The sequence below is a fragment of the Thioclava litoralis genome (genome assembly GCF_045278885.1).
GTDB lineage: Bacteria > Pseudomonadota > Alphaproteobacteria > Rhodobacterales > Rhodobacteraceae > Thioclava > Thioclava litoralis.
The window spans coordinates 24897-51383 of record NZ_CP135447.1 but is presented as its reverse complement, the minus strand read 5'-3'; the positions used below and the strand labels follow the sequence as shown (position 1 = coordinate 51383).

25 protein-coding genes and 1 pseudogene are annotated in these 26487 nt (G+C 58.9%); 17 read left to right on the top strand and 9 right to left on the bottom strand.

The genetic code is table 11. From position 1 onward, the window contains the following. The first annotated feature begins 265 nt into the window (after positions 1-265). From repA to RPE78_RS18540, 12 genes are all read left to right on the top strand, one after another. Positions 266-1411, top strand: coding sequence for a plasmid partitioning protein RepA (gene repA / locus RPE78_RS18595; RefSeq protein ID WP_250045552.1), 1146 nt, complete (start codon positions 266-268; stop codon positions 1409-1411). Then, entirely contained in the window at positions 1401-2330 is a 930-nt protein-coding gene (locus RPE78_RS18590) for a ParB/RepB/Spo0J family partition protein (protein ID WP_227428669.1), read from the top strand. Before repA ends, RPE78_RS18590 begins: the two co-directional genes overlap by 11 nt. A 203-nt stretch (positions 2331-2533) precedes the next feature. Beyond that, entirely contained in the window at positions 2534-3646 is a 1113-nt protein-coding gene (locus tag RPE78_RS18585; protein WP_330628044.1) for a helix-turn-helix domain-containing protein, read from the top strand. Between the two features lie 127 nt (positions 3647-3773). Beyond that, positions 3774-5945, top strand: coding sequence for a ParB N-terminal domain-containing protein (locus RPE78_RS18580; RefSeq protein ID WP_330628043.1), 2172 nt, complete (start codon positions 3774-3776; stop codon positions 5943-5945). A 99-nt stretch (positions 5946-6044) separates the two neighbouring features. Next, positions 6045-6518, top strand: a complete 474-nt coding sequence (locus RPE78_RS18575; protein ID WP_330628042.1) for a hypothetical protein — start codon at positions 6045-6047, stop codon at positions 6516-6518. A 391-nt stretch (positions 6519-6909) separates the two neighbouring features. Next, on the top strand, positions 6910-7074 hold the full coding sequence (locus RPE78_RS18570; protein WP_007803240.1) for a hypothetical protein: 165 nt from the start codon (positions 6910-6912) through the stop codon (positions 7072-7074). Positions 7075-7363: 289 nt separating this feature from the next. Next, positions 7364-8266 (top strand): hypothetical protein, encoded by a 903-nt coding sequence (locus tag RPE78_RS18565; protein WP_330628041.1) that lies wholly within the window; start codon positions 7364-7366, stop codon positions 8264-8266. 151 nt (positions 8267-8417) lie between these two features. Beyond that, positions 8418-8744, top strand: a complete 327-nt coding sequence (locus RPE78_RS18560; protein WP_406721742.1) for a hypothetical protein — start codon at positions 8418-8420, stop codon at positions 8742-8744. Beyond that, positions 8744-10789 (top strand): hypothetical protein, encoded by a 2046-nt coding sequence (locus RPE78_RS18555; RefSeq protein ID WP_330628039.1) that lies wholly within the window; start codon positions 8744-8746, stop codon positions 10787-10789. Before RPE78_RS18560 ends, RPE78_RS18555 begins: the two co-directional genes overlap by 1 nt. Positions 10790-10957: 168 nt before the next feature. Further along, on the top strand, positions 10958-12625 hold the full coding sequence (locus tag RPE78_RS18550; RefSeq protein WP_406721741.1) for a hypothetical protein: 1668 nt from the start codon (positions 10958-10960) through the stop codon (positions 12623-12625). After that, positions 12618-12935: a DUF1153 domain-containing protein gene (locus RPE78_RS18545; RefSeq protein ID WP_330628101.1), complete on the top strand. Its 318-nt coding sequence runs from the start codon at positions 12618-12620 to the stop codon at positions 12933-12935. The genes RPE78_RS18550 and RPE78_RS18545 overlap by 8 nt, the downstream gene beginning before the upstream one ends. After that, entirely contained in the window at positions 12932-13753 is an 822-nt protein-coding gene (locus RPE78_RS18540; RefSeq protein WP_330628037.1) for an IS3 family transposase, read from the top strand. Before RPE78_RS18545 ends, RPE78_RS18540 begins: the two co-directional genes overlap by 4 nt. 28 nt (positions 13754-13781) lie before the next feature. On the opposite strand, the pseudogene RPE78_RS18535 reads toward RPE78_RS18540, so the two are convergent. After that, a pseudogene (locus RPE78_RS18535) lies at positions 13782-13979 on the bottom strand (Lrp/AsnC family transcriptional regulator); the annotation flags it as partial. A 162-nt stretch (positions 13980-14141) separates the two neighbouring features. Here RPE78_RS18535 and RPE78_RS18530 point away from each other — a divergent pair. The 4 genes from RPE78_RS18530 (at position 14142) to RPE78_RS18515 (ending at position 17548) form a co-directional block, all read left to right on the top strand. After that, positions 14142-15293: a pyridoxal phosphate-dependent aminotransferase gene (locus tag RPE78_RS18530; protein WP_406721747.1), complete on the top strand. Its 1152-nt coding sequence runs from the start codon at positions 14142-14144 to the stop codon at positions 15291-15293. Continuing rightward, complete coding sequence (locus RPE78_RS18525; protein WP_330628096.1) at positions 15290-16510, top strand: MFS transporter; 1221 nt, start codon at positions 15290-15292, stop codon at positions 16508-16510. Before RPE78_RS18530 ends, RPE78_RS18525 begins: the two co-directional genes overlap by 4 nt. 190 nt (positions 16511-16700) lie before the next feature. Next, entirely contained in the window at positions 16701-17108 is a 408-nt protein-coding gene (locus tag RPE78_RS18520) for a DUF2000 family protein (RefSeq protein WP_092465354.1), read from the top strand. Positions 17109-17125: 17 nt separating this feature from the next. Next, positions 17126-17548, top strand: coding sequence for a MaoC/PaaZ C-terminal domain-containing protein (locus RPE78_RS18515; RefSeq protein WP_222474993.1), 423 nt, complete (start codon positions 17126-17128; stop codon positions 17546-17548). Positions 17549-18063: 515 nt separating this feature from the next. Here the strand turns inward: RPE78_RS18515 and RPE78_RS18510 are convergent. Next, positions 18064-19212, bottom strand: a complete 1149-nt coding sequence (locus RPE78_RS18510) for an HPP family protein (RefSeq protein ID WP_330628095.1) — start codon at positions 19210-19212, stop codon at positions 18064-18066. 122 nt (positions 19213-19334) lie between these two features. Continuing rightward, on the bottom strand, positions 19335-19760 hold the full coding sequence (locus RPE78_RS18505) for an RrF2 family transcriptional regulator (RefSeq protein WP_406721746.1): 426 nt from the start codon (positions 19758-19760) through the stop codon (positions 19335-19337). A 146-nt stretch (positions 19761-19906) separates the two neighbouring features. Here RPE78_RS18505 and hmpA point away from each other — a divergent pair, with 146 nt between their 5' ends. Further along, positions 19907-21088 carry an NO-inducible flavohemoprotein gene (gene hmpA / locus RPE78_RS18500; protein WP_330628093.1) on the top strand — a complete coding sequence of 394 codons (1182 nt, stop codon included), beginning with the start codon at positions 19907-19909 and terminating at the stop codon, positions 21086-21088. A 223-nt stretch (positions 21089-21311) separates the two neighbouring features. Here the strand turns inward: hmpA and RPE78_RS18495 are convergent, their stop codons facing one another. Genes RPE78_RS18495 through RPE78_RS18470 form a run of 6 tightly spaced genes read right to left on the bottom strand, consistent with a single transcriptional unit; the run spans position 21312 to position 26476 of the window. Further along, positions 21312-22337: a type IV secretion system protein gene (locus RPE78_RS18495; RefSeq protein WP_330628092.1), complete on the bottom strand. Its 1026-nt coding sequence runs from the start codon at positions 22335-22337 to the stop codon at positions 21312-21314. Then, positions 22337-22756: a hypothetical protein gene (locus RPE78_RS18490; protein ID WP_330628091.1), complete on the bottom strand. Its 420-nt coding sequence runs from the start codon at positions 22754-22756 to the stop codon at positions 22337-22339. Before RPE78_RS18490 ends, RPE78_RS18495 begins: the two co-directional genes overlap by 1 nt. A 16-nt stretch (positions 22757-22772) precedes the next feature. Next, complete coding sequence (locus tag RPE78_RS18485; RefSeq protein WP_330628090.1) at positions 22773-23807, bottom strand: ATPase, T2SS/T4P/T4SS family; 1035 nt, start codon at positions 23805-23807, stop codon at positions 22773-22775. A 1-nt stretch (position 23808) separates the two neighbouring features. Beyond that, positions 23809-25134: a TrbI/VirB10 family protein gene (locus tag RPE78_RS18480; RefSeq protein WP_330628089.1), complete on the bottom strand. Its 1326-nt coding sequence runs from the start codon at positions 25132-25134 to the stop codon at positions 23809-23811. Beyond that, positions 25131-25832 (bottom strand): TrbG/VirB9 family P-type conjugative transfer protein, encoded by a 702-nt coding sequence (locus RPE78_RS18475; protein WP_330628088.1) that lies wholly within the window; start codon positions 25830-25832, stop codon positions 25131-25133. The genes RPE78_RS18480 and RPE78_RS18475 overlap by 4 nt, the downstream gene beginning before the upstream one ends. Beyond that, positions 25829-26476 carry a type IV secretion system protein gene (locus RPE78_RS18470; protein ID WP_330628100.1) on the bottom strand — a complete coding sequence of 216 codons (648 nt, stop codon included), beginning with the start codon at positions 26474-26476 and terminating at the stop codon, positions 25829-25831. The genes RPE78_RS18475 and RPE78_RS18470 overlap by 4 nt, the downstream gene beginning before the upstream one ends. Positions 26477-26487 lie beyond the last annotated feature (11 nt).

Sequence of the window (26487 nt, the reverse complement as noted above, 5' to 3'; positions counted from 1 at the left end):
ATGATCTGCAGTCCGTAGGCGTCCACAATACATGTTGTGGCCACGACGCCACGACCCACGAGCTGTTGAAGTACGCTGCGAACAAGGCCGCCTAACGCACTGATACTTAACGGTTTTCTCTCGTCAGAAATCAGCCCCTTCAACGCGCATACGCCGTTCAACGGTTTGGGCTGGATTTACTTACCAAAACTGTTAAGGTCTACAAAACAATAAAGACTTGAGGGCAGTGATGAGCGGGATACGAGCCTCTCAAAGATTCGATGTCATGTCCAAGCGGCTTGGTAGCCGGTTGCGAGAACATGCTCAGGAGACTTTTCCACCGGATGCCCAGAAGGGTCTCCGCCGCTTCGCGATGCGGGAAGCGGCAGATCTCCTACGGCTCAACCAGAACACCTTCCGCCACCATGTGTCAAACCTCGAAGGCTTTCCCGAAGGTATACTCGAGGGTGGCAACCGCCGCAGTTTCTCTGCCGAGGAAATGGTCGAGGCCCAACGCGTCCTTCTTGAGACGGGCAGGATTAAGCCCGATGAGCACCCTCACAGAAGAGCCGGCGAACCGTGCCAGGTCGTGACAATCTTCAACCTGAAGGGCGGGTCCGCAAAAACGTCGACGGTCGCTCATGTTGGTCAGCTACTGGGCCTTCGCGGCTATCGGGTCCTGCTTATCGACCTCGACAGCCAGGCAAGTCTGACAAACCTGTTTGGGGTGACTCCTGAACTCGATCCGGACATGCCGACCTCCTACGATCTGATCCGGTCGGAAGGTCCCCTGCCCGCCTCCGAAATCATTCGCAAAACGAACTTCCCGACGGTCGACCTTATCCCCGCCTCCATGGACATCATGGAGTATGAGTTTGAGGTCGCTTTGAGCTTCAGGCACGGAGCCACCACGTTCCACAGCCGGATCCGCGAAGCACTTGAGCCTGTCCTAGACAGATATGACGTGGTGATCTTCGACACCCCGCCGCAGCTGAACTTCTCGGTGATCTCTGCCCTCTTTGCTTCCACCGGAGTCCTGATCCCGCTCAACGCGTCCATGCTTGATGTCATGTCTCTGGCAAGCTTCCTCGGTATGGCAAGCAACCTGATGGGCGTCGTCGAGGCGCATGCTCCCGAACACGGTCTAAACTTCGTGCGGGTGCTGATCACCCGCTACGAGAACACCGACGGTCCACAGGTCCAGATCTCTTCTCTGCTTCGCACGGTCCTTGGCGATGCAGTCCTCCCTGCCGAGTTCCTTAAGTCGACGGCGGTAGGTGATGCCGCAAACACCCAGCAGAGCATCTTTGAGGTCGAACCTCGCGACGTGAACCGCAGAACATACGAGCGTGCTATCGAGTCCGTTTCACGCGTGACCGACGAAGTCGAACGCGAAATCCTAAAGGCATGGGGGCGTAGCCATGGCGCGTAAGGTCTTCGGAGATTCCCTCAAGAACGCGATGGGCAATGCCGCGACTGCAGAAGAGGACGTGGATCTTGATCTGAAACGTACGAGCCCGACAGTCGCTCGTGCGCAAGCATCCGTGCTCGAGGAAGACAAACACGCCACGCGCCTGATCGACCCGAGCGCCGTGCGGATGTCCGCGGTCATGGACCGTATCGATCCGAGCGATGGCCTCGAGGAACTTGTGTCCTCGATCCGGGAGCATGGGCAAAAGGTTCCCATTCTTGTCCGCCGAACCCAGGATGGCGCACTTGAAATCGTCTATGGGCGCCGCAGGCTTCTCGCCTGTCGTGAGCTTGGTCAGAAGGTGCGGGCCACGGTCATGGAAATGACCGAAGAGGAAGCACTGATCGCCCAAGGCGTGGAGAACAATGCCCGCCAAGACCCCTCGTTCATCGAGAGGGCTTTGTTCGTCGCCGGCATCATTCGAGAACTTGGGAAAACAGAAGAGACGCGCAAGAACGCCCAGACCATCGCCTATCGGGCACTCCAGATCGATGAGTCTCTCGTCTCTCGGATGAACCGTATCGCGACGGGCATTCCGATGGAGCTGATCCAGGCCATCGGACCAGCACATGGCGTTGGTCGGCGGGTCTGGGAGAAGCTTTTCAGGCTGTGCGAGAAGGACGTCTCGAGAGCCAAGGAAGTCGCCCACGAAATCCCCCGTAGCTTGCCTGGCCCAGAGCGGCTTGACGCAGCGGTTACGCTACTCACGGCCACCAAGACAACTCCGCCCAAGGCTGAGCCAGGTGAGCGCGTAAAGATCGGCCGCAAAGGCAATCGCATCACTATCGATGTGGACGCTAATCTTGCCCCACGCGTCGAAGAGGCGGTCCGAAAGCTGATCGGAGAGCTTCTTGACCGCGGTCAAGACGGCCCAAAGTGACGACCCCGTGTCTTGACCGCGGTCAAGACATCAAGAGCAACGAGCAGAAAACGAAAGGAGGAACGGCTAGAAAAGGAAAGACCCCCCGAAAGCGGTGCTTCCGAAGGGCCTCAATCAGTCTCGACACCTGATTGATACCCCCAAAACGAATCGAGTTCAACACCGCTCGCGGTGACCGGGGAAGCTTTTTCTTCCGAAACACCATGAGACATGTCACTCAAGCACGAACCGCCTTGGCGGAACAGGCAGCTATTGCCTGCCCTAACCCCTACGAGCTTCTGGGGCCGGTGCGGGTTCTTCGGAAAGACCTGAACCTCACGAGCAACGACGTCACCGTACTGACAGCGCTCATCAGCTTTCTTCCGCGCGATCAGAGCCCCAACTCTGGTGAAATACAGTGCAAGCTGACCGTTGTGTTTCCTTCCAACGCCTCCTTATCAGAGCGCGCAAACGGCATTGATGAAAGAACGCTTCGCCGCTGCCTCGGGCGCCTTGAGGCTGCCGGACTCATCCAGCGAAAGAGTTCAGCGAACGGGAAACGCTTCCCTCTCCGCTACGGAGGGATCATCAGGGATGCGTTTGGGATCGACTTGGGTCCGTTAATGCAGAGCCACGACGCTCTTGCGGCCAGAGCATCGGAGGTCACGGAAGAGCGTGAACGCCTGCGCTCCCTCAAGGCAGAAGCACTGGCGCTGCGCGCGTCCCTCCTACAGGACGAACAGCTCCATGACGCACGGCGGGCTTCACTGGAAACGATCCGAAACTTGCTTCGTCGAGCAACCCTGACTGCCGACACAGTCTTGCAAATCATCGCTGGTCTCCGTGAGCTCGGAGCCAACGCCAAGCCGAGCTATGGAGAGTGCCACGATTCAAACACCCGTGCGGACCGAGAGCAATCGCAAGACCAAACCCTCGGACGTGAATGCGCGAGCGAAATGTCCGCCAGGAACGGACAAAATGACCGGCAGATAGAGTCTGTAAAAAAAGAACATATAAAGAAAGACACGCACGTAATGAAGACCAACGCTCCCCAAAGCATTGGGACAGCGACCATGAACCGGGACCCTGCAAAAATGGCGTGGACGGACTTTTCGCATGTCGCGGACTTCTTCCCAGATCCGCCACGAACAGGCGAAGCCCTCAACCGCGTTCTCTTCGACATCGGTCGATTGCTTAGAATACGCCAAGAAAAACTGATGCGTGGTCTTCAGAAAGCTGGGGCTGGACGGCTTTTGCTGATCTTGGACTACCTGTTGGGGAAAGGCGAAGCGATCAGGCAGCCCGAGGCATACTTTGAAACGATCCTGCGCGCATAGAGCATGCAGCTTACACGTCTTGACCGCGGTCAAGACCGACGAAGAGAGGGAAAGGTTGGGGGTTTGAGGGGTGACGGGAAGTGAGATCGGGAGAGTGGCTTCCGACGCCCGTCGTGGAGAAGATCTGATGGCGAAAGCAGCCCAGAACATCACCCTGTCCCCGTCGCGGGACATCCCCTTCAACAAGCTCGTGCTGAGCCAGTCCAACGTGCGACGCATCAAGGCGGGTGTTTCGGTCGAGGAACTGGCCGAGGACATCGCGCGGCGCGGGCTCCTGCAGAGCCTCAACGTCCGGCCCACGCTCGATACGGACGGGGTCGAGACCGGCATGTTCGAAATCCCGGCCGGTGGCCGTCGCTTCCAGGCGCTGTCGCTTCTGGTGAAGCAGAAGCGACTGGCGAAAACCGCCCCGATCCCCTGCATCGTGCGGGATGCCGCCTCCGAGATTTTGGCTGAGGACGACTCGCTGGCCGAGAACATGCAGCGTGTGGCTTTGCATCCGCTCGACCAGTTCCGTGCGTTCCAGGCCCTGCGCGAAAAGGGTCAGGGCGAGGAAGCGATCGCGGCGGCCTTCTTCGTGACGCCGCAGATCGTCAAGCAGCGCCTGAAACTCGCCTCCGTGGCCCCTGCCCTGCTCGAGGTCTATGCCGAGGACGGCATGACGCTGGAACAGCTGATGGCCTTCACCGTGAACCCGGATCACGCGCGTCAGGCGCAGGTCTGGGATGCGGTGAAGAACTCGTGGAACAAGGAGCCCTATGCCATCCGGCGCATGCTCACGGAGACCTCGGTCCGGGCCTCAGATCGCCGCGCGGTCTTCGTCGGTGTCGATGCCTATGAGGCCGCAGGTGGTGTCGTGCTGCGCGATCTCTTTCAGGGCGATGACGGTGGCTGGCTCGAGGACCCTGCCCTGCTCGACCGGCTGGTCTCCGAGAAACTTCAGGCCGAAGCCGAGGCGCTGGCCTCTGAGGGTTGGAAGTGGATCGAGGTCGCGACCGACCTGCCCTATGGCTACAGCCATGGCCTGCGGCGTCTCTCTGGTGAGCCCGCGCCGATGACCGATGAGGAAAGCGCGGCCCATGCGACGCTCCTCGCCGAATATCGCGCGCTGGAGGAAGAATACTCCGGCCAAGACGAATATCCCGAGGAGATCGATGCCCGGCTTGGGGCACTCGAGATCGCGATGGAGGCACTCGAACAGCGGCCGCTGATCTACGATCCGGCCGAGGTTGCGCGGGCGGGCGTCTTCGTCACGCTGGATCGGGACGGCAGCCTTGCGATCTATCGCGGCTATGTCCGGCCCGAGGACGAGCCGCGCGAGGAGACCGCGGTCCAGGATGGTGATTGCGCGGATGCCATGGGGCAGGGGGGTGATGTCGGTGTTTCCAACTGGAACCCGTCGGCGACCTCCGCTGGGGGTATCGTCATCACCTCGGGTGGTCACCCGATCGGCGCGGACGCATCCGACGAGGAAGACGACGGGGCGCTGAAGCCGCTTCCCGAGCGGCTGGTCATGGAACTGACCGCCCATCGGACCCTCGCGCTGCGCGAGGCTGTGGGGCGGTCTCCCGACGTGGCTCTCACACTCCTACTCCTGAAGCTGGTGACGGATACCTTCCGCACCTCCTCTGCCACGGGCAGCTGCCTCGAAGCCTCCGTACGTCACGTCTACATGTCGGCCCAGGCGCCCGATCTGAAAGACAGCGTCGTCGCAAAGCTGGTCGACGAACGTCATGCCGCCTGGGAGGCCGATCTGCCTCTCGGCGATGATGCCGCCCTCTGGGACTATCTGTCCGTTCTCGACCAAGGCAGCCGTCTGGCGCTGCTGGCACATTGCCTCAGCTTCGGGATCAACGCGCTCCATGAGAAGGTGAACCCCTATGGTGGTGGCATCTCCGCCAGCAGTCTGACTCGTCGCATGGCGCATGCCGACCTCGTGGCCCGCGCGGTGGATCTAGACATGGTCGAGGCGGGCTGGGAGCCGACGGTCGATGGCTATCTCAACCGTGTGCCGAAGGCCCGGATCCTCGAAGCCGTGCGCGAGGCGAAAGGCGAGGGGACTGCGCAGCTTCTCGATCACCTCAAGAAGGGCGAGATGGCCACGGAGGCCGAGCGGCTTCTCAAGGGCAGCGGTTGGTTGCCCGAGGTCCTGCGCCGGACCGATCTGGCGGTGGACGACGGTGAGGATCTCTCGGAAGGGCAGGGGGAGGACGAGAGCGCGCCCGACGACATCGATCTCCCGGCTTTCCTGACGGCCGATCTGCCGGAGACCGCCGCGTCGATGCTGGCCGCAGAGTGATCTGATCCATCCGGGGGCGGGGAAATCCGCCCTCACCCACACAAAATACAGCAATATCAATATGATGAATGCGAACACTCGCATTCGGGATGAGGAATCATGTCTGCAACAACCATCATCGACATAGCCCCTCTGGGGGCGCTGATCCGCTACACCGACGGCAGTCCCAAGCCGCCGGCACGTTTCACCAAGAAGCTGGCGGCCTGGGAGCGCTCGAACGGGGTCGGTCGCCTTGTAAAGAAGGAACCGCCGAGGGCTTATCCGACCTGGACCGCTCCAGCTTCCTTCACGCTGCATGAAGGGAACTTTTCTTCGGACGGGGTGATCCTCGTAACCATCATGCGCAGCCATTCGGCGGACAGCCGTCTGATCTTCGAGGTGGCCGAGGTACCGAAGGCCGGGCAGGTGCGTGTGCTCCTCGACTTCGGGGGCAACACTGAACTGCTGCATCTGGCAGAGTCCGTCACCGCGGCCGAGCTTTGGATCGCACGGGAAGGCTTTCGTAACGCGCGGCTCGAGATCGTCGATGCCGAGGGCGGCGATGGGGCAGGGGGCGCAGACCTAGCCGCCTGAGCCCTGACAATGCGTGAGGGGCCTACCCATGGGCGGGCCCTTCACCGACCACATCAATCTCGTCCCGCGATGCCGCGGGGCACCAAAGGATCCATCCCCCAGTACAAAGGCTATCAACCAAGAGGCTTCCCGGGAGGCTGGCGGCGTTCCAGGCATCAGCGAGACAACCGGCTCCAGTCGTCAGGGGACCATCCCCCGCTCGCCATTCCCTTCCTTGCCCCGAATCCCGTCTTCGAGATCAACCCGCGAGGGGTCGGACTACGGGCGAGCCCGTGCCGCCGGGTGGATTCGGGCGAGCCGAACGCACCCGGTGATGTCAGCCAGTCTTCGGGCCTGCGGGGTCCTGTCGCGCGGGGGATGGTCCCCCGCCTCCAAGACAGGAGCCAAACATATGTCCCGCAAAGATGCTCACGCCTTCGCCGCCTCCCTCGCCGCCACGCTCATGGTCTCGATCGTCGTCTTCCAGGCAGGGGATGGAACCTTCGGCGCCGTCCCCGCCGATGAAATCGACGGCGACGAGGTCGTGATCGTCTCGGAATACGATCCCTTCGGGTGAGGCTTCGGCCTCACTTTCCGAGGGCTCGGCACGGCGCGGATGCGCCTCCGGGCCTATCGCGGATAGAGTGATCGGCGGTGCCGATCTTGGTAGACCTGTGTGCCACCTGCGCACGTCGTAGGACGCGATGGGCGGAAAGCCGCCTGACCGTAGTGCAGCATGGCGGTCGCAGCAATCTTGGAAGAGCGGTCGTTCGCGTGCGTAAGGCTTGCAGCGATTTGTGATTATGAGCAATCATCTCTCGATCCAAAACGAGAACGGATGACACGTCGGGTGAGGCCACGATTCTATGCATAGCGTTATTGAATTCTGGGACGGAAAAGATTGGGAGAACCACGTTTTTCGGCTTCTTCAGGACATGCACGGGCCAGAGAACATCCAGCCGGTACCTGCCAAGCACAAGGGCGACTGTGGGATCGACTACTTTTGCGTCAGCAAAAGCATTGTATATCAATGCTACGCCTGCGAAGAGCCCATCGACGTCCCCACCAGAGCCGAAAAACAGCGCGACAAGATCACCACTGACATCGGTAAGTTCTGCGACCCTGAGAAAGGGGCCGCCATGGTCTTGGGCACCCAAAAGGTCAAACGCTGGATACTAGTTGTGCCGAACCACGATAGCCGGGAAGTTGTAGCACACGCCAACAGGAAGACCGAAGACGTCCGTCTGAAGAGGCTAGCCCATGCTGACGCAGAATTCCAAATACTCGTGCATGACCTGACCGCGTTCGACCCGGAATCTATCGCCCGTCGTAACGCCATGCGAGCCAGAATCCGTCCCAGTTTCGATGCTGTCACACTCGAACAGATAGAGCATCTCGCCAAGACCGATAGTTCACTGGAAGGCAATTTGAGGCGAAAGCTAGCAGCTCGAATTGCTGACACAACGGCAATGGACGACGCCATCAACGAGGCGCTACGCGCTTCCATGGAATCAGGCAACGCCATTGAAGCTCTGCGCCAGATTGCGCCAGAAGCCTACGAGCATGTTGAACGGCTCAAGGCCGAACGCCTTCGCCGCCTCAGAGGTGGCGCAGGTGGCAGTGGAGGCGACCGACTTGACTCCGAGATCAATGACCTTAAAGCCAAACTGATTGAAGCAGTCCCAAATCTGGATCCCGGCTTGGCTGAAACCGTGTGCTTCGGCTCCGTGAGTGAATGGCTCATGCGCTGCCCATTGAGGCTGGATTGAGATGGCCAACATTGACACATTGCGCGACCTATACTCGGGAAATTTCACCGTTACGGAGCGCCCAGCACCAGTGGCCGGCGATATGCGGATTGGCTGGGGCCAGTCTCTTTTGTTGCTGCTTCTAGCCTCTTCCAGATCACAGAGATGCAGCTTGCAGAAGGTTCATTTCTTGGCGCATTTGAGCCGAACGGCGGCATCGCGCCAACTCACACGCGATGTTCTTGCGCGCACCAGAGAAGCCAAGGATCTTTCGATCCGTGTTGAGCCATGGATCAATCGTGCTGCCGCGTTCGCAATCGCTAACGGCTACGTGTCGTCCAGTGGAAAGCAATTTCAGCTCACTGAGTTGGGGAATAAGGCGGCCGCGGTTCTCCAGAAAGAAGGGGTTCTGGCGGTGGAGTTCGATTTCTTGCAGACAGTTGGCAAGCTGGCAACTGAGCAGGTTGTTGAACACATCATGAAGATGGAGGACTTCTGATGACATTGTCTGTTCGGCACATCCGGCTGCGCGCGAATACGTCGGCTGGACTCTATGGCGCCGACATTGGTCTCAAAGGTGGCTTCACCGTCCTGCACGCGCCAAACACATCTGGAAAGTCGACAGCACTGCATGCTGTTCTCTACGCGCTAGGTCTCGAGCAAATGCTCAGTCCAAAGAGGGATCGTATTCCTCTATCATACACTATGCGCACGCATGTGGAGGATCCTTACACTGAGCAGGAATATCCCATCATTGAATCCTATGTGGCGGTCGAAATCGAGAATGCTGCGGGGGAGCGGATAACTATCAAACGCTTTGTAACAGCCGCCACCGACAAGAAACTGGTTCAGGTTGCTAAAGGGCCGCAGCTCACCGCAGGCGGGCAATATGAGCGTAAGGACTACTTCGTTCACGATCCCGGCGCAGCCCAGCGTGAGCTTGGGTTTCATCATATGCTCGCCCACTTCATGGGTTGGGATCTGCCCACAGTGAAGCGCTACGATGGCAAGGATTGCCTGCTTTACGTCGAGACGCTGTTTCCACTTTTCTTCGTCGAGCAGAAAATCGGTTGGACAACGATCCCCGCCGCTATTCCGACCCAATTTCAGATACGAGACGTACACCGCCGCAGCGTCGAGTACCTGATGGGTTTCGATACCCACGAGATCGAGCTAAAACGTCAGGATCTGGATCTCAAGATCAACGCTTTGCGCCAAGAATGGTCGAAGACCGTTGTCTCCATCGAAACAACAGCGGGCACGGCAGGATTGCGGGTTCTCGGTCTGCCGAAAACACCAACTTCGATGGCAGATGAAGTAAGTGCCTCGTTCCTCCAAGTCTTGGTTGCGGGAACTTGGTCAAACCTGGATCAACATCTAGCTTCGCTCAGGGAGGAACTGGCCGAACTTCAAGATCAGGCCATTCCCGAAGTAGAAGGCATGGCAGAGGAAGCTCGTCAGGCAGCAGATCAGCTTAACCGCGAGATCCAGCAGCTGAACGGAGTCCGAAACGAGTTGTTCCGAGAGCGTCAGGCCGAGACGATTCAGCAGGTGTCAACACAGCGACGCATCACGCACCTGAAGGAAGACCTGCAGAAGCACAAAGACGCCAAGAAGCTACAAACCCTTGGATCAACCCTAGGCCGAGACCTTAGCCCACATCATTGTCCGACATGCGACCAACTGCTCGACGATGTTCTCTTGCCGCAAGGAACCATCGAGGCGGTCATGACGCTTGATGAAAACATTGAATATATCGACGCCCAGCGAAAAACTTTCGAGCGCCTTGCCGACCGCTCGGTGGAGGCGATCCATGGCTTGGACCTCGAGCTGCTTACCACTGGCGAAGAGCTTCGCCAAAAGACGACCCGATTGCGGGCATTGAAGACGGATTTGATCGCGCCGTCCCACGCGGTCTCGGCCTCGTTCATTGAAGAAAAACTGCGCATCGAACACCGAGTGGAGTTGCTGAACAGTACACGAGCCCGTTTCGAGCAGCAGATTGTCCGACTGCGTGATTATGCCGAAACGTGGACAGAACTACTCAAAGACAAGGCAGATCTTCCGGATGATCGGTTGAGCGCGTCTGACAAAAGCAAACTAACCAAGCTGGAAGCATCCATCCGTCGCCAGCTTGCCGCATACCAATTCAATACCTTTAACCCGATAGCATTGACCGTCTCACAGGACACTTATCGCCCGGAAAAGGAAGGTTTTGAAATCGGCTTCGAGCTTTCGGCAAGCGACACGATCAGACTGAAATGGGCATATCAGCTAGGGTTGCTGGACGTGGCCATGAGTAGCGACACCAACCATCCGCATATCTTGGTGATGGACGAACCGCGCCAGCAGGAAGCCGCTGAATTGAGCGTCGCCGGCCTGTTCTCGGAGGCAGCACGCGTGGCTAGCAAGGGCGCCCAGGTTCTTATTGCGACCAGCGAACGGTTGGAATCCGTAGAGGCGGCTCTTCGTAACAAGCAGTGTCAGCTTATAAAATTTGATGGTCGCTTGATCCGGCGTCTAGATGAGACTGCTTCACTGTGAGAGACCTTAGCTATGAGTCTAATTGAGCGGCAATGACGAGAGCCAAGTTGGCGAAGGCTGACGCGCCACGGCGCCAACCGATTGCTCAAGCATCGTACAATCACGCTAAAGGATTCGACTCCACGGGGACTGCAGCACGCTATGCATGCTGTGTTTAAGGATATTGAGATGATAAACGACCTCTCCGTCGCGACGTCTGCCAGTTTTTATTCGATACGAAAGAAACTGTCAGACAAATCCGTAGAAGATTTGTTTGTTACTCTGCGCGCCATTCACGGCGCTAAGGGGAATAACGAGTTTAAGCATACGCGCAAGCAGCACAACGGCGTTCGGTGGTCTGCGTTGTGCTTCAAGTACGAAAGCTCACCTTCGTTTCTTGAGGATACGACTGCGATCAGGGAGAGCCTTTGCGGATTTCTCTTGCTGATCGAGTATCAGGGTCATGCGGCGGTACTGTCTTCTCGATTGAGCCTCCCGTCGTCATTCAAGACGAACCATTTTTCGGCGATTGCGACGACGCGTGTCGAAGGCGCTATAGCTGGGGCGGATGCGATTTTCCAGCGCATGACGATGCGCAACATGTCCATCTCGCCTCACGCGATGCGGTCAAAGACCCTCGAAGCGCAGAACCTCGCCAATGTCGTTGGGCCGGCAGGAAGTAGGCGATATGCACCTCGCACCTACAGCGTTGTTGCGAACGGAACGCTGAGCACAGCGACACCGAGCACCGGCCGCATCGGCATTCGCTCAGCACGCGCCGATCTTCCTGGCGCCGTGACTTTCGCCAAGAGTGTTATCGATGCACTTCTTGAGGATAATGCGGACGTCTCGCCATTCATTAGATCGTTTGCCAGACCGGTCTCCTTGAAAGAAGCGTTGGTGGCGTCCACCCCCCAAACCATGGCGATTGATACGAACAAGCTGCGAGATGCAATGGGCAGTGATGAACCAGACATCCGGCTAATCCGTCTACAAGGCGATACGGCAGTAGAACTCTCTGCTGGTGAGCTGACGGAATTGATGGAACAGCTCGATCGACCTCTGAACATTGAAGGGGATGAGCGAGTAAGGACTGTTCGCGACCCTGCGACGGGCGAGCAGGCCGCATCGATCAGCCTAAATAAGAACCGCATTGCCCTTAGGTCCCTATCCGTGCTTCCTGCATCTGACATCTACGTGGAAAGAGCCAGCGAAAATCCGAATGAAGAAGGAGACCGCCAGAAACTGCGCGAGCTTCTGGATGAAATCGATGCGCTTATTGTTCTCTTTGACGATGTACGGTTGGCTTACATCGATGGACAGGTCTTTCGGGACGAGACGCTTTTGGACGGTGGTGAGTCTTTCCTGCGGCACTTCACCGCAAGCGTGTCGCTAGCGGCGGTCACCAGCGAAAAAGGTGCGTTCACCGCAGCACACACTGCGTTCGATGCCACATCGAGCTTCGGGGCGATTGTCGATCACATTGCCGAAGCCGATCCAATTCTGCTTTGCGACGATCTCGGCGACGAATGGGCAGATTTCATAGGCATTACTGAGAGCGCGGGGCTCACGCAGATTTCCTTTTATCATGCGAAACACGGCGAACTGTCTCTCGGCGCCAGTTCCTTTCATGTCTCGGTCGGCCAAGCTATCAAGAACCTGGGCAACATGACGTTTCCCGAGGAGCGGCTCGCGGGGAAGCTTGAACTGTGGGGATCGGCCTACAACGCGCCGGGTCAGAAAACGCAGATTCAAAGGACTATACGCTCGAATGTTGCTGATCTCGCTGTAGCGCTGGGTTGTATCGACCCACTGAAATCCTGCTCATGCTACAATGGAGAACGTAGCCATGAGTAAGACGATGGAAGACAGCATCAAACGGTGGACGGCGAAGCGAAAGACGGCGCTCGTCATCGAGATCATTCAAGGCAAGACCACCGTGTCGGAAGCGAGCCGGTCGTTCGACCTCACACCCTCCGAGATCGAGGGCTGGGTCGATGATGCCAAGCGCGGCATGGAGAACTCGCTGCGGGCCAACCCCCTCGACATCCGCGAGCAATACGAGAAGCAGCTCCGGGACCTTCAGGAGGCCTACGGCGAGGCGATGCTGGAGCTGCGGGCGCGAAAAAAGCTCCAGGCCCTGTTGGATGCGCAGGACGGGAATTGATCCGTCGCATTCAGCAGGGCCTCCTGGCAGAGGGCGTCGTGGTGTCGATCACAAAGCTCTGCGCTTGGTTCGGCATTCCGAGGCGGACGGTCTATTACAAGCCGGTGAAAGCCGCGCCGAAGGTCGATCCCCGCTTCGCCGAGCCGATCAAGAAGATGATCGAGGAGGAACCGTCCTTCGGTTATCGCACGGTCGCCTGGCTCCTGGGCTTCAACAAGAACACGGTGCAGCGGATCTTTCAGATCAAGGGCTGGCAGGTTCGCAAGCGCGCCGTGGGCATGCGCCCCCGTATTCAGGCCGTGCCGTCGGTTGCCGCGGCGCCGAACGAACGTTGGTCAACCGATCTTGCCCGCATCTGGACCGGCAAGGACGGCTGGGCCTCTCTGGCGTTGGTGATCGATTGCCACACCCGCGAGCTGTTGGGCTGGCACCTGTCAAAATCCGGCAAGGCCACGACCGCCAGCGCTGCCTTGGAGCATGCCTTGATCGCCAGGTTCGGCACTCTGGGCAAGGTCGAGGAGGCGTTCCTTCTACGCTCGGACAATGGTTTGGTCTTCACCAGCCACCACTTCACGAAGATTGTCCGCAGCTACGGGCTGAAGCAGGAGTTCATCACGCCACACTGCCCGCAACAGAACGGCATGGTTGAACGCTTCATCCGGACATTGAAGGAGCAATGCGTGCATCGAAATCGTTTCGACAGCATCCAGCACGCGATGCGCGTCATCGGTGACTGGATTGCCTTCTACAACGACCGCCGCCCTCATCAGGCTCTTGCCATGCGCACGCCTGCCGAGGCATTCAGATTAGCGGCTTAACCTGAGCAGATTCAGCTGGGTCGATACAGGTCAGGTCATAGCCCACCTTCTGCGCACTCACCCGCGCGGAGTAACCCTCGATCACACCCGCTTCTTCCAGAAGGCGGACGCGTCGAAGACACGGCGACGGAGACAGACCGACACGATCCGCGAGTTCGATGTTCTGGATTTTCGCCTCGCGTTGAAGCGTGCGCAGGATGGCGCGGTCAATGGAGTCGAGGTGCATTGGCATTCAGAGCTACAAGAATCGAAAATGTTGGCTTCAGATTGCCCAAAATATCACTTTGATCGCGCAAGAACGCAACCCATTCGCCACGATCTTGGCATAGAACACCACCCTCAAGGACTGAATCATCGGCAGGTGCAGTCTCCAGCTATTGAGGCAAGCATGAATGACCTTTCGAAGCGGAGTGTGATCGCTCCCATCCAGGCAATCGACCTGATGACGGCGGCTTTCGACCTTCAGAGGAAAGGACGCTCAGTCATCCACATGGCGGTCGGCCAACCTGCTGCGCCGACGCCGTGGGTGGTCCGGGAGGCCGCAGAGCGCGCCGTTCGGGATGGCAAGATCGGATATACTGAGGCGCTTGGTATTCCATCGCTTCGCGAAAGGATTGCATGCTACTACGCCGAGACTCACGGGCTGGAGATCGCGCCTGACCGGGTCGTAGTCACGACGGGTTCATCAGGAGCCTTCAACCTTGCCTTCCTCGCGTTGTTCGATGTTGGCGACAATGTTGCCTTGCCTGCACCCGGCTACCCCGCATACCGAAACATCCTTAAAACGCTCGGGCTGGGAGCCATCGAGATCCCGACCACGGAGGATACCCGTTGGACGATCACCCCGGACATGCTGGCGGAGGCCCATGCGCGCCATGATCTCAAAGGACTGATCCTGGCAAGCCCGAACAACCCAAACGGCACGATGATTGCGCCGAAGGACCTGGCGGCCATTGTCGAAGCCTGCAAGCGCCTCGGTATTCGTCTCATCATGGACGAAATCTATCACGGCCTCGTCTACGGCTTCCCCACGGAAACCGCACTCTCATTCTCGGACGAGGTGGTCGTGATCAACAGCTTCTCGAAATACTACTGCATGACCGGCTGGCGCATAGGCTGGATGGTTGTGCCGGAACGGTTCACACGCACTCTGGAATGTCTCTCCCAGAATCTGTCCCTTTGCGTGAACGCGGTGGCGCAGATTGCCGGGCAGGCAGCGTTCGATGCTACCGAGGAATTGGAGCAGGTGAAGGCGGGATATGCCGCCAACAGGGACTTGCTTCTGGAAAGGCTGCCTTCTCTCGGTCTTGGCAAGCTCCATCCAGCGGACGGTGCCTTTTACCTTTACGCTGATGTTGCGCACGTGACGAGCGACAGCATGCAGTTTGCGCGCAAGCTGTTGCAGGATACCGGCGTCGCCGTAACGCCCGGCATCGACTTCGACAGCATCCTCGGCCCGCAACATATCCGACTGTCCTACGCAGGCAGCCAGAGAGATGTGAGCGAAGGGCTCGACCGCATTGAGGGCTGGCTGAAATGACCGCCCCCGGGACATCCGCCGCGCGGCGGGACTGGACACCCATTCTGGCGGGAGGGCTGATCATGGGGTTGGCCCTCGGCGCGCGACATGTCCAAGGCCTATTCTTGATCCCGATGACAATGGATCGTGGATGGGACCGTGAGATTTTCTCTCAGGCGATTGCCCTGCAAAATCTCGCCTGGGGTCTGTGCCAGCCTCTGTCAGGCTGGCTCTCTGATCGTTTCGGCGCACTATGGATCATCGCGGGTGGCCTGATTTTATATTGCCTCGGACTTGCCGGGATGGTCTACAGCGCATCCGAGGGGGCATTCCTGCTGGCCGCAGGCGTCTGCGTAGGCATTGCGCAATCCGGCACGACCTTCGGTGTGGTCTACGCGGCCCTCAGCCGCACGGTGCAAAGCGATCGCCGCAGTTGGGCGCTCGGTCTGGCAGGCGCACTTGGTGGGATGGGCCAGTTCGTCATGGTGCCGGTGTCGCAGATGCTGATCGACATGACAGATTGGCAAACAGCATTGTTAATTTTCAGCGGAGCCGCTGCGGTCATGTTGCCGCTGGTCTTCACATTCAGAGCTGGCAGCACCTCAACGGCAGAAGTGCCACATCAGGGCGGACCGGGAATTGCCGACGCGCTTCGGCACAAGGGGTTCTGGCTTCTGAACCTCGGCTTCCTCGTCTGCGGCTTTCAGTTGACCTTCGCGCAGACCTACCTTCCGTCCTATGTGTCCGATAACGGACTTGATGCTTCGGTCGGGGTCATGGCCCTAGCACTCATGGCCCTGTTCAATGTCGCTGGCACCTATCTGTTCGGCCTTTGGGGTGGAACTTACCGCAAGAAGAACTTGCTTGTTGGCATCTATCTCGCGCGAACCGCAGCTATCAGCTTGTTCCTGTTATTGCCCATGAGCGGAGCCAGCATTTACGCCTTCTCGGCCGCTCTTGGTTTTCTGTTGCTGGGAACCGTGCCCCTGACCAACGGTCTTGTCTCGCAGGTCTTTGGTGTCCGCTATATCGGCACTCTCTTCGGCATCCTTTTCCTGAACCACCAGATCGGCTCGTTCATCGGAGTTCGCCTGGGCGGCATTTTCTTCGAGGCTTATGGCTCGTATCAGCTCGGTTGGGCCGTCGCTGCGGCCCTCGGCCTTGTGGCAGCGGCTCTCCATTGGCCAATCAATGACAGCCCCTTTGTTGTCTCCAGAACTCAGAAAAACACCGGATGAAGCCTTCACTGTCAAAATGGGAAGTCTCCCTGCCTCTGGTGCTGCTCCTGCCAATTGGTGTCGCCGTAGGGCTGGGCTGGAAAACTTCGGGGCTGGAACTCGCGTGGAGCATGATCGCCAGCATCTGCGGAGCTGCCCCGCGCTAGTCAATCGAATGCCGACAGGCACAACAAAAAACGGAGAAAAATTCATGTTCGATACCAAAATCGCCATCGTCGTTCGGGAAGACCTCGCCACTTGGCAGAAGCTGAATGTCACCGCCTTCCTCATGAGCGGCATCACCGGCGCCAATCCTGAGATCATGGGCGAACCCTACCGCGACGCGGCGGGACACACCTATCACAGCCTTTGCATCCAGCCCGTCATTGTGTTGTCGGCTGACCAGGGCACGCTGAAGAATGTCCACAACCGCGCCCTTTCACGCGACGTGCCTCATGGCCTCTACATCGAGGAGATGTTCTCGACAGGTCACGACGAAGCCAACCGGGCCGTCTTTGCCGAACATGGTCCTGAAGATGCGAAGGTCGTTGGCATCGCCCTGCGGGCAGAGAAGAAGATCATCGACAAGATCACCAAGGGCGCAAAAATGCATGCTTGATTGTGGAGTGAACTGAAATGCTGGAAGTAGGACAAAGCATCGAGAGCGGCACAGCTGCTCTCACCACGGCTGATTGTGTGGCATTCGCGCAGTCGTTTGATCCGCAGCCCATGCACGTCGATCATAATGCCGCCGAAGACAGCTTTTTCGGGCAGCTGGTCGCAAGTGGCTGGCATGTTCTTTCGGCCACGATGCGGCTTGTGGTCGATGCCCGACCTTTTGGCGAACATCCTCTTATCGGTGCAGAGATCAAGGAAATCAAATTCGCTCGTCCGGTAAAACCCGACACGGTCATTCGAGCGCGCGTGACCCTTCAGGAAATCTTGCCGCGGAGTGCCGGTAGAAACTTTGCACTTCTGCTGGTGGAGACGCTCGACAACGGATCGGGGGAGGTCTTGGTGAAGCAGAGCTGGAAAATGCTTCTGGAAGACAAGGAATAACGATAGCGAACAAAAAGGTTCCAAACCCACACGTTTCTGTACGCACGGGAAGCTGCCATTCGCCGTAGGCCAGCTTTGTCCCGCATTTTGAGCCTTCGCCTGCCCTGCGTCCAAGGTCCGGTCCGGGTCGGAAATGCTCGGCGGTTGGGTCGGGATTGCTTGCCACGCCACGCTGCCAACACTCAGAAAACCGCAGCTTGGAGTCGCTTTCGCTAGACGTTCGACAGCCTGACCGCCGCGCAGCGCCAACGGCGCGAAGTGTGGCCCCGGGCCACATTCCAGATCAGCCGTGAGTCCCGCAACCGGGGATCTCAATCGAGAAAAAGCCCGCGCTGTCCAGCGTGGCCCCCTAGGGCCGCGCCTTGCATCCTGCGATGCTGGACAGCGCCCATATCGCCACGGGAAGCGAGCAGGTTGTGGGCAGGGCGGGCGTCGCAAAAGGCCGAGGCAAAGCCGAGGGAACCTGGTCCTGTTTCTGTATCTTGGTCTCTTGATAGCGTTCCCGCCTTGACTGATCACTGGTTAGTGCGTGCAGCGCTGCGCGCCAGAGCAGCGATCAAATCCGTGCGTGTGACGATGCCCACGATTTTTCCGTACTCAATGACGGGGACGGCGTCAGTGTCTCCGTCTGCCATCATTGGCAGAAGAGCCCCAATCGGCGTGTTGGTTGTTGCTCGGGGCCCTGCCACGCTCATAATGTCCCCTGCCACTATTGGTTTTTCGCGTTCGCGATCCAGCAGCCGTCGCAGGGCTGCCCCGTATCCTCTATCAAGGCGCATCGCGTCACTACGGGCTTGAGTGATGAGGTGCATTTGAAAAATCACCCCCAAGAATGTCTTGTCGGCTTCAATCACTGGAAGAGAGGTGAACCGGTGCTGTCTGAAGAGGTCGGCAATATCACCGAGGGATGTGCCCGGACCGACGGTGACGAGGTTTCGGGACATGATGTCCTGAGCTGACAAAGGTCCTGAGGAATGCGCGGCGGCTTGTAGTTCTGCTGCACCGATTAGCCGTGCGAGGTCTTCGACGCCCAAGTTGAACGATTGGCTGTAACGCTCAAGTATATTGGTCAGTTCGTCCTCCGACAGTCCCAGGCGTTCCGTGGGGTTACGATCATCAGTTCCGTGCTTGCTGAGATCATCAAACTGCCTGAACGGGTAGTGACGTCCAGTCAGGCGCGCATAGATGACGGCTAGAACTACGAGTGCCGATGTGCCCATTGCAATTGGGGTGAGAGCAAACCAGAAGCCAAGATGCGTGACGGCGTCGGGCGACATGGCTGCAGTCATAGCGACCGCACCCGCAGGAGGATGGACTGCCCGACACAGAATGGTTGCAGTAATAGCGAGCCCCACTGCCAAAGCAATCCGCAAGGTTGGATCGGAAACAGTCAGACAGACGGCGACGCCGACAATCGCCGCAACCGTGTTCCCGACAATCGCCGACCATGGCTGTGCAAGCGGGCTGTTGGGAACGGCGAACAGCAATACTGACGATGCCCCGAAAGGCGCAACGAGGTAGAGACCCAGTTCCATGTCAATCTGGGGAGAAAGAAGAAAAATTCCGGTCAGCCCGAGGCCAATCAATGCCCCCAGCCCTGCGCGAAACGCTTCAATGCCCGAGACGCGAGCAACGGCGGGACCTAATGACTTCAGAATGTGCAAGCTCGAACCTATCCGTTCTAGAAAGAAATGTTGGCGCTGCCTGGTACCAAGCGCTGGAGCAGCTGGTGCCAGAGAGCACACTGACCTGACCACCGACATCGTCGTCTCAGATTTGGCTTGAGCTAGGCTGTATCCATACCGAAATCGCTTGGAGCAAGTGCGACATCAGCAACAGAATATCGGCCAAGCGTTTCGATGAATGCCTTTCGCGCGGCGATTAACGGTGGGATCAGTTTGCAGCTTTCGGTAATCGTGCAGCGGTTACCGGTACGCATGCATTCCACCAGGTCGAAATCCGTTTCCATATGTTGAATAATGTCGCCGACAGAGATTTCTGAGGCTTCACGCGCGAGGTATAAACCGCCTCCACGTCCTCGCTGCGCGGAAAGCAGAGCTCCTTGGGTCAGGGAACTGACTACTTTCATGATTGTACTGCGCGGAAGAGCATAGGTCTGCACGATCTGATCAATGTTGAAGCGCCGCGGATGGACCGACGCGGCATAGATCATAATTCGTAGCGCCAGGTCTGTGGTGTCATTTAGCCTCATCAGTTGTGCCCTTTCCGTTCCGCTCGGAGTCTTCGCGAAAAAAATGCGACAGTATGACGCACTGTTAAATACATTCCGTCAGTTGGAATCATTTTATTCCGCCTTATAGATTCCAATGATCGGAACCTATAAGACAGGAGAACGGCATGGCCAAGCCCCTCACCGAGGCAACTCTGGAAATCATCGAAGCAACAGCGCCGGTCGTGGCTGCTCACGCAGATCAGATCGTGCCCAGCATGTACAAACGGCTGCTTGCCGCCCCCGAAATCAGGGCGCTTTTCAACATGTCCCATCAGCACGGGAACTCTCCACAGCACAAGGCGCTGGCAGGAGCGCTAATTGCCTATGCCACCCACATCCGAAACCCGGGCGTCTTGGTATCTGCGCTGGAACGTATTGCGCAGAAACACGTGGGCCTACAAATCTTGCCGGAACACTATCCCCACGTTGCCAAAGCTTTGCTAGGCGCTGTCTCCGAGGTTCTTGGAGAAGCTGCCACTCCTGCTATCCTTGAGGCATGGGGCGAAGCCTACTGGTTCCTTGCGGATACGCTGATCGAGCGGGAAGAGGAAATCTACTCAGTTTCAGCGGCGGCCGAAGGAGGGTGGCGAGGATGGCGACGTTTTGAGGTCATCGAGAAGTCCCCGGAAACCCCAGAGATTACATCCTTCGTCCTGCGCCCGGTTGACGGAGGATCCGTTTTGCGCCATCGCCCCGGCCAGTATTTGAGTTTCCGCTTCGCCCCGGAAGAGGGAGAAGAGTTTCGTCGGAACTATTCGATTTCCTCCGCTCCAAATGGCAAGACCTACCGTATTACCGTTAAGCGTGAGCCAGGAGGCCGGATTTCCAACTGGCTTCACGACAGCGTGGGCGTCGGATACGAAATTGACGTCTCCGCTCCTGCGGGCGAATTCTTTCTCGATCCTGCCGGTAAGCATGATGTTGTTCTTCTCTCCGGCGGCGTCGGTCTTACGCCTATGGTGTCGATGTTGGAAAGTTATGGTGGGGGAAATCGACGTATCGTGTCCGTGCACGCGGCCCGCGATCGCGAGCGCCATGCAATGCGGAACGCGCTGAGCCTCGGAGCGACCGAAAGTTACGTCTTTTATGAGCAACCCACAGATGCGGATCTGGACGCGGGTGTCCGCCCTGGTCAGATTGACGTAAGCTGGCTGGCCGGTATTAGTGATACGGGCTCCACGGACTACTTCGTTTGCGGTCCAGTCGGTTTTATGAAAGCCATAGTCGGCGGTCTTCAGGCTGCCAATGTTCCGGCTGCGCGTATCCACTATGAATTCTTTGGCCCTGCAGCAGAACAGATTAGCTAGTGGACGGATTTCTACGCACCGAATGGTGGGGTTAGGCTCCCCTTTCTGGGGCGGTCTCGAACAACCCCTTCCGGGAGTTGCGCCACGGCGCAGCTCCCAGTTTTCTGCGGTTGGGAGCCACTTCATCGTCATACTGCATTTGTACCGGCTGATCGCTGAATGTCCGGAAGGTCCGCATTGTGTGAGTTCATGCACAGTGCGGCGAAAGGCTACTTTCTCCTTTCTACTCTCGCAAACGTTTTGCCCGTTCCGCCATTCTGACCACCTGCGCGCTTGCCGTTGCCGCGGCGCTCCGCACAGCGGCAGGCGTCTGCATCGCGCCTCGCCCGATCACTTCGCCTGTCGTGAGCGCACCGATCCGCGCCCGGCCCTTCACGCCGTCGGTATTGAAGAGCCCGCGCATGATCCCGGTCGATCCGGCGACAACGGCGGGCGCGGCTGCCACCATCAAGTTGCCCGAGATCCCCCGCACGATCAGGGGCGTTGCGGCGACGAAGCCCTTGGCCAGGAACACCATCACGAAGAACGGCACCAGCGATCCGATGTTGGTCGCGGAGCTAGGGTCACCCAACTGAGCGAGGAGGGAGTTTGCCATGCCAACGACGGTTGAGAACATGGCTGCGATGACAATGGGGTAGAAGGCATAGCTGACCGTCGTCGAGACCCACCTATGGAAAAAGTCTTTGGTCGCATCGAAGAGCGACAGAGCGATCATAATCGGAGCGAGGCCAAGCATGAGTGTCAGCATCATCTTGGCGAATATGAGGACGATGCCGGTCATGAAGCCAAGGAAGCTCAAAAGAATAAGCCCGATTCCGCCTAGGATCGCGCCCGTCATCCAGTTCAGGTTGCTGCCGATGGCATTCAGGTACTGGCTGAATTTTTCGATCAGGATGTCGAATTCGCCGGCAAAGTGTGTGGCTCCGGCTCCTCCGCCGCCAACCGAAGACACCAGTGCGCCAGCGACGTAGTCCAAGCCTCCAATGACTGCGTTTGCTACTGCATTGAAGTTTGCCCAATTGAAGGCGAACAGACCGATAAGGGTCAGCTTGATCAGGTACCAGAAGAAGCTGGCCCCATCCATGCTGCGGAACTGGAATGCCATGTTGATGCAGACGCCGATTAGCGAAAGCGTGACCATCAGCAGGACGATCGTGCCGGTATTGCTTGCCACGGCCCCGAACTGGGACTCAGCCGCATCGACAAGGAACGCGTCTGCCGTTCCGACCATCCAGCTGACGACGCCCATTACCAGTTGCCTTGAGCTTCGCAGATTGTACGCACGCTCGGCTCGAGTTGCTTCCTTACTTCAATCCAGTCGCGGCGAAACGCTGAATGCTCGGCTTGGCTAAGGCCTGCATACCTTTCATGATATTCGCCATCGGAGCTATCCCAAGCGGGAAAGCGGGTTTCACAGCTGCAGTCGCCAGATTCTGCAATCTCCTCCCAGGCACGAATTTCGTACAACTCCATCAAAGCTGCTGCCTTGTAAGCTTCACGCGGATTGATTTCGTCCATCCAGGTCGGGCGCGCCGGACGTTCGTTGCAGATCCGGTATTGTTGAGGCGACATATCGACTGTGAGATCGTTTGAGACCTGAGGCGAAGTCTGCGCCACAAGGGGGCCCGCCAAGGCGGCAAGCATGAGTGCGAGAATTGGTTTTCGCATCTGGGGGGTTCCTTTTTTACTCAGCGGCAACGGAGGGGCTCTTGTTGCCTCTGCCGTCGACCATGTCGAGGTTCAAATCTCTGGTTTGACCTGGGAGGAAGAACTCGGTGATTCCGCGCGCGCCTTCATGGCGGCCTGCCTGAATGATCACGTCGATCGAGCCCTCAATGTAATCGATCATGTCGGCATAGGTCATCGGCACATCGGTTTTCAGGGCGGCGATGGCGAGGCGGCGTACAGCAAGTTGTGGGGTCTCGGCATGCAGCGTGGTCAGCGATCCACCGTGGCCGGTGTTGATTGCCTCGAGAAACGTCATCGCCTCGCGCCCGCGGACTTCGCCTAGGACGATCCGGTCAGGTCGCATGCGAAGCGTTGAGGCCAAGAGAACATCGGCACTGCGGGCATCCGTGTCCCGGTCCGCGATCAACGTCACGGCATTGGGCTGCTCGGGGCGCAGCTCGGCCGCCTCCTCGATGGTGATGATCCGCTCTTCGGGCGGGATCAGCGAAAGGATCTTGCGCGCCGCGACCGTCTTGCCGGTCGATGTGCCGCCCGAGACGATCATGTTTAGCTTGTTCTCGACGCAAAACCGCAGCGCGGCGTCGATGTCGCCGGACCTCACCACATTGCGCAGCGCGGCGTTCCGTTCCCGGCGCAGACCCTCAAGGCTGCGTTCCTTGCCGAAAAGGAATCCGAGTTTGATCTTCTCAAGCGGCAGGGAGGAGAAGAACCTAAGAGAAATCGAGAACCCGCCCTCGACGGCCGGCGGCTGGATCACCTGCGCGCGGATCGGGCGATCTCGATATAGGATCGAGACCGAGACGATGGGCTTCTTGGTGCTGAGCGTGGTCGAGGCGGCCGAGGCGATCTGATTGCCGAGGTCCTTGATCTCGGTCTGGCTAAGCGGGCTGCCGAGACCTCGCATGAAGTGATCGCCCTGGAATTCGCCCCAGACTTGTCCGTCGGGATTGATGCAGATCTCGATCGTGTCGTCGCGCAGGACCTCGGGGCCGAAACGGTCGAGCGACGCTTCCAGATAACTTGCAGCCATGTCAGAAGATCTCCAGGTCACGATCGACCATGACCGTGATCCGTGTACCCTGATCGACATGGATCACGGGCCGGATCGCCAGATAGTCCTGCATCACGCTTTGCGTACTATCGCGCAGGTCCGTGCCGACATCGCTCGCAACATCGGCGGCCGCCTCGCTGTCGATTTGGCCCGCTGCAGCCGCAGGCAAGGCGCCGATCAAGGAGATCAGCGCGGCCGAGCCGAAGCGCTGCGCGAAACGCGTGTCGACAAAGCCGGTTGTGCCGGTGCGACCCAACTCATCCCCGCCGAAGGCACTGATTTCCACGGTCTGGTTGTCGGGCAGGATGATCCGGTCCCAGGCCACCATGACGCGCGATTGGGCGAGTGCGACATCGGAGCGGTAACGCCCGATCAGCCGCGCGCCACGCGGGATCAGGACGCGCGTGCCGTCGAAAGAATGGACGTCTTCCGAGACGGTGGCGCGGATCGCGCCGGGCAGTGTGCTGTCGAGGGCCGTCTCGGTCACAGCCTGAATCATGGTGCCCTGAACAACCGTGTTCGATGGGTTCGCGATCACTTCGGCACGGGTCACCTGTGCAGGTTGTGCGCCCGAACGAACAAAGGCTTCGTCTGCATTCAGACGTGCGGCTTCCAGCGTGTTCTCCCTATCCGCACCCGCGCCCATCCCGGAGAACGCGATCATAGGAGACGCGATACGTTCTGCGCGGGCCTCGGCTTCGGCTGCGCGACGCCTTTCGAGTTCGGCCAGCCGCAATTCTTCTTCACTTGGTCCCAATGAGGTAGGCTCTGGTGGTGCAAGCCGTGCAAGTTCCAAGTCCATGCGCAGCTGATCCAATTCGCGATCCCGCTCGGTCAGCTGCCGCTCGAGGGCACGCTGAGCCTCGGCGGATGCTTCCTGTAAGGTGGCAATTTGCGCCGTCAGGTCCGCAATAGCCTGCTCAGCCCCGCTATCCGCGGCCTCGGCCGGTCTTGCGCGCAGTTCCTCGAGTTCCGCTCTCAATGTCGCAAGACTTTCCATCAGCGCGAGTTCCGACTCGCTCGGACCTGTGTCCGCAGGCGGGGCTTGGCGGGGCTCCGGGGCAGAAATCGGTGACAGATCTCCGAATCCGGGGCCGCTACTCTGGAATTCTTCCGGCGCGGCGGTCGCCATTGGTGCTTCCGCCGACGGCTGCAGGGCAGCCCATGCCAGTCCACCTGCTGCAGCGATGCCGACGACTCCAAGGATCGCGGCAAGTGGTGCAGGCCGCTTGTTTGCCTTCGCTTTGCCTGTCGAACCTTCGAGAGCCGCGAGGCGCGCGGCGAGGTCTTCCGAACCTTCGGTCATGATGTGGCCTGCCCTGCGTCCTGGACGCAAACCACCTCTTCGCCAAGGCGAAGAACCCATTGTCGGTTGACGCCAGACACGCGGATGACGCCGTCACTTGAGGTGTGGCTGTTCACCGCGCGTTCCCTGCCGTTCGAATATCGGAAGATGGCGGGAACCGGCGCATTCCGTGCGAACCGGAAATACGTGAAGGTACCATCATCCCAGATGGCCGTCGGCGTGAACTCTTCTAGGGCACTGACCGCATAGTTTGCATTCGGCGCACCGGCCGCAACCGCCCTGGTGGGTTGCACGCGGTTTTCAGGATAGCGGAACTGCACGACATAATGTGGCGTCTCCCGGGCTTCGACGACATGGAAGTAGTAGGAGCGGCGGTTGGTGTAGACGGTGATGTTGGTGGCGACGCCAGATGCTGTCGGCTTGATGGCGAAGGCACGGCCACCCGGGACACCGTCGAATTGAAAACCGACCGTGTCACCGGCGATGATCGACCGGATGGTTTCGCCCTCACCAAATTCGACTGTGGTGACGCGGGTCAGGGTTGTGACGACACGGTAAACCTGGCCTTCAGTCCAGGTCGCCACGCGCACGCGATTGTCGTGAGAACCCGGGCGGGGCGTGGTCTCGGCCAAGGCGGTCGTCCCCGCGAGCGCGAGAATGCTGGCGGCCAACAGCGCAGAGATTGCAGTGCGAGTCATTCAGAACGGTCCGATCGGATGGCATATTGGGTGACGGTGAAACCGAAAGGGTTTTGCCAGACGTCGTCGATCGCGCGGGTCCGCTCCGGCCGGAATTCGAACATCAACGTGGCAGTGAACGATCCATCTTGTACCCCTTGCGGGCTTGTCAGACGCTTTCTGAGCCGGACCTGGGCGCGGTTTTCGCCAATCAGGGTGATCGAAGCGATCTCAACGGCCATCTCGGCGGCAGCTCCGTATCGCGTCGGCGGATAGCTCTCCTGCCCAGAGGTCCACATGGCGCGCATGCTGGCCTCGGCTGCCCCGGAAGACTGTGACAGGACACGGCGAACACGAAGATCGTTGTCGAGCTGGTTGTAGGTCTCGCGGTCGAGAATGTAGCGGTAGATTTGCGCTTCGATCACGGCAGGCCGTTCGGCGAGCGACACGGTTTCAACCGTGGCATTGGGGAGCGCCATCCCGGTCGCGGGATCGTAGGGGACAACCACGGGAGGCGGCGTCTCGACCATCAGCGCGACAGCCGCAGCCGTCAAACAACCAAATACGCCGAAGCCTGCCCCGGAAAGGCCGATCATCCGCCAAAGCTGTTCCCGGCGCAGGGCACCGTAGACAAGTTCCTCTTCCACGAGTTCGCGCGCAGTCATCAGCCCTGCCC

What these genes read in the sequence shown, in the direction of transcription:
- RPE78_RS18585 (WP_330628044.1), top strand. Translation starts at nt 2,534, where the DNA reads ATGAGACATGTCACTCAAGCACGAACCGCCTTGGCGGAACAGGCAGCT.
- RPE78_RS18520 (WP_092465354.1), top strand. Translation starts at nt 16,701, where the DNA reads ATGTTCGATACCAAAATCGCCATCGTCGTTCGGGAAGACCTCGCCACT.
- RPE78_RS18480 (WP_330628089.1), bottom strand. Translation starts at nt 25,134, where the DNA reads ATGACCGAAGGTTCGGAAGACCTCGCCGCGCGCCTCGCGGCTCTCGAA.
- repA (WP_250045552.1), top strand. Translation starts at nt 266, where the DNA reads ATGTCCAAGCGGCTTGGTAGCCGGTTGCGAGAACATGCTCAGGAGACT.
- RPE78_RS18495 (WP_330628092.1), bottom strand. Translation starts at nt 22,337, where the DNA reads ATGGGCGTCGTCAGCTGGATGGTCGGAACGGCAGACGCGTTCCTTGTC.
- RPE78_RS18550 (WP_406721741.1), top strand. Translation starts at nt 10,958, where the DNA reads ATGATAAACGACCTCTCCGTCGCGACGTCTGCCAGTTTTTATTCGATA.
- hmpA (WP_330628093.1), top strand. Translation starts at nt 19,907, where the DNA reads ATGGCCAAGCCCCTCACCGAGGCAACTCTGGAAATCATCGAAGCAACA.
- RPE78_RS18565 (WP_330628041.1), top strand. Translation starts at nt 7,364, where the DNA reads ATGCATAGCGTTATTGAATTCTGGGACGGAAAAGATTGGGAGAACCAC.
- RPE78_RS18580 (WP_330628043.1), top strand. Translation starts at nt 3,774, where the DNA reads ATGGCGAAAGCAGCCCAGAACATCACCCTGTCCCCGTCGCGGGACATC.
- RPE78_RS18530 (WP_406721747.1), top strand. Translation starts at nt 14,142, where the DNA reads ATGAATGACCTTTCGAAGCGGAGTGTGATCGCTCCCATCCAGGCAATC.
- RPE78_RS18575 (WP_330628042.1), top strand. Translation starts at nt 6,045, where the DNA reads ATGTCTGCAACAACCATCATCGACATAGCCCCTCTGGGGGCGCTGATC.
- RPE78_RS18485 (WP_330628090.1), bottom strand. Translation starts at nt 23,807, where the DNA reads ATGGCTGCAAGTTATCTGGAAGCGTCGCTCGACCGTTTCGGCCCCGAG.
- RPE78_RS18475 (WP_330628088.1), bottom strand. Translation starts at nt 25,832, where the DNA reads ATGACTCGCACTGCAATCTCTGCGCTGTTGGCCGCCAGCATTCTCGCG.
- RPE78_RS18505 (WP_406721746.1), bottom strand. Translation starts at nt 19,760, where the DNA reads ATGAGGCTAAATGACACCACAGACCTGGCGCTACGAATTATGATCTAT.
- RPE78_RS18525 (WP_330628096.1), top strand. Translation starts at nt 15,290, where the DNA reads ATGACCGCCCCCGGGACATCCGCCGCGCGGCGGGACTGGACACCCATT.
- RPE78_RS18545 (WP_330628101.1), top strand. Translation starts at nt 12,618, where the DNA reads ATGAGTAAGACGATGGAAGACAGCATCAAACGGTGGACGGCGAAGCGA.
- RPE78_RS18570 (WP_007803240.1), top strand. Translation starts at nt 6,910, where the DNA reads ATGTCCCGCAAAGATGCTCACGCCTTCGCCGCCTCCCTCGCCGCCACG.
- RPE78_RS18515 (WP_222474993.1), top strand. Translation starts at nt 17,126, where the DNA reads ATGCTGGAAGTAGGACAAAGCATCGAGAGCGGCACAGCTGCTCTCACC.
- RPE78_RS18555 (WP_330628039.1), top strand. Translation starts at nt 8,744, where the DNA reads ATGACATTGTCTGTTCGGCACATCCGGCTGCGCGCGAATACGTCGGCT.
- RPE78_RS18470 (WP_330628100.1), bottom strand. Translation starts at nt 26,476, where the DNA reads ATGACTGCGCGCGAACTCGTGGAAGAGGAACTTGTCTACGGTGCCCTG.
- RPE78_RS18590 (WP_227428669.1), top strand. Translation starts at nt 1,401, where the DNA reads ATGGCGCGTAAGGTCTTCGGAGATTCCCTCAAGAACGCGATGGGCAAT.
- RPE78_RS18490 (WP_330628091.1), bottom strand. Translation starts at nt 22,756, where the DNA reads ATGCGAAAACCAATTCTCGCACTCATGCTTGCCGCCTTGGCGGGCCCC.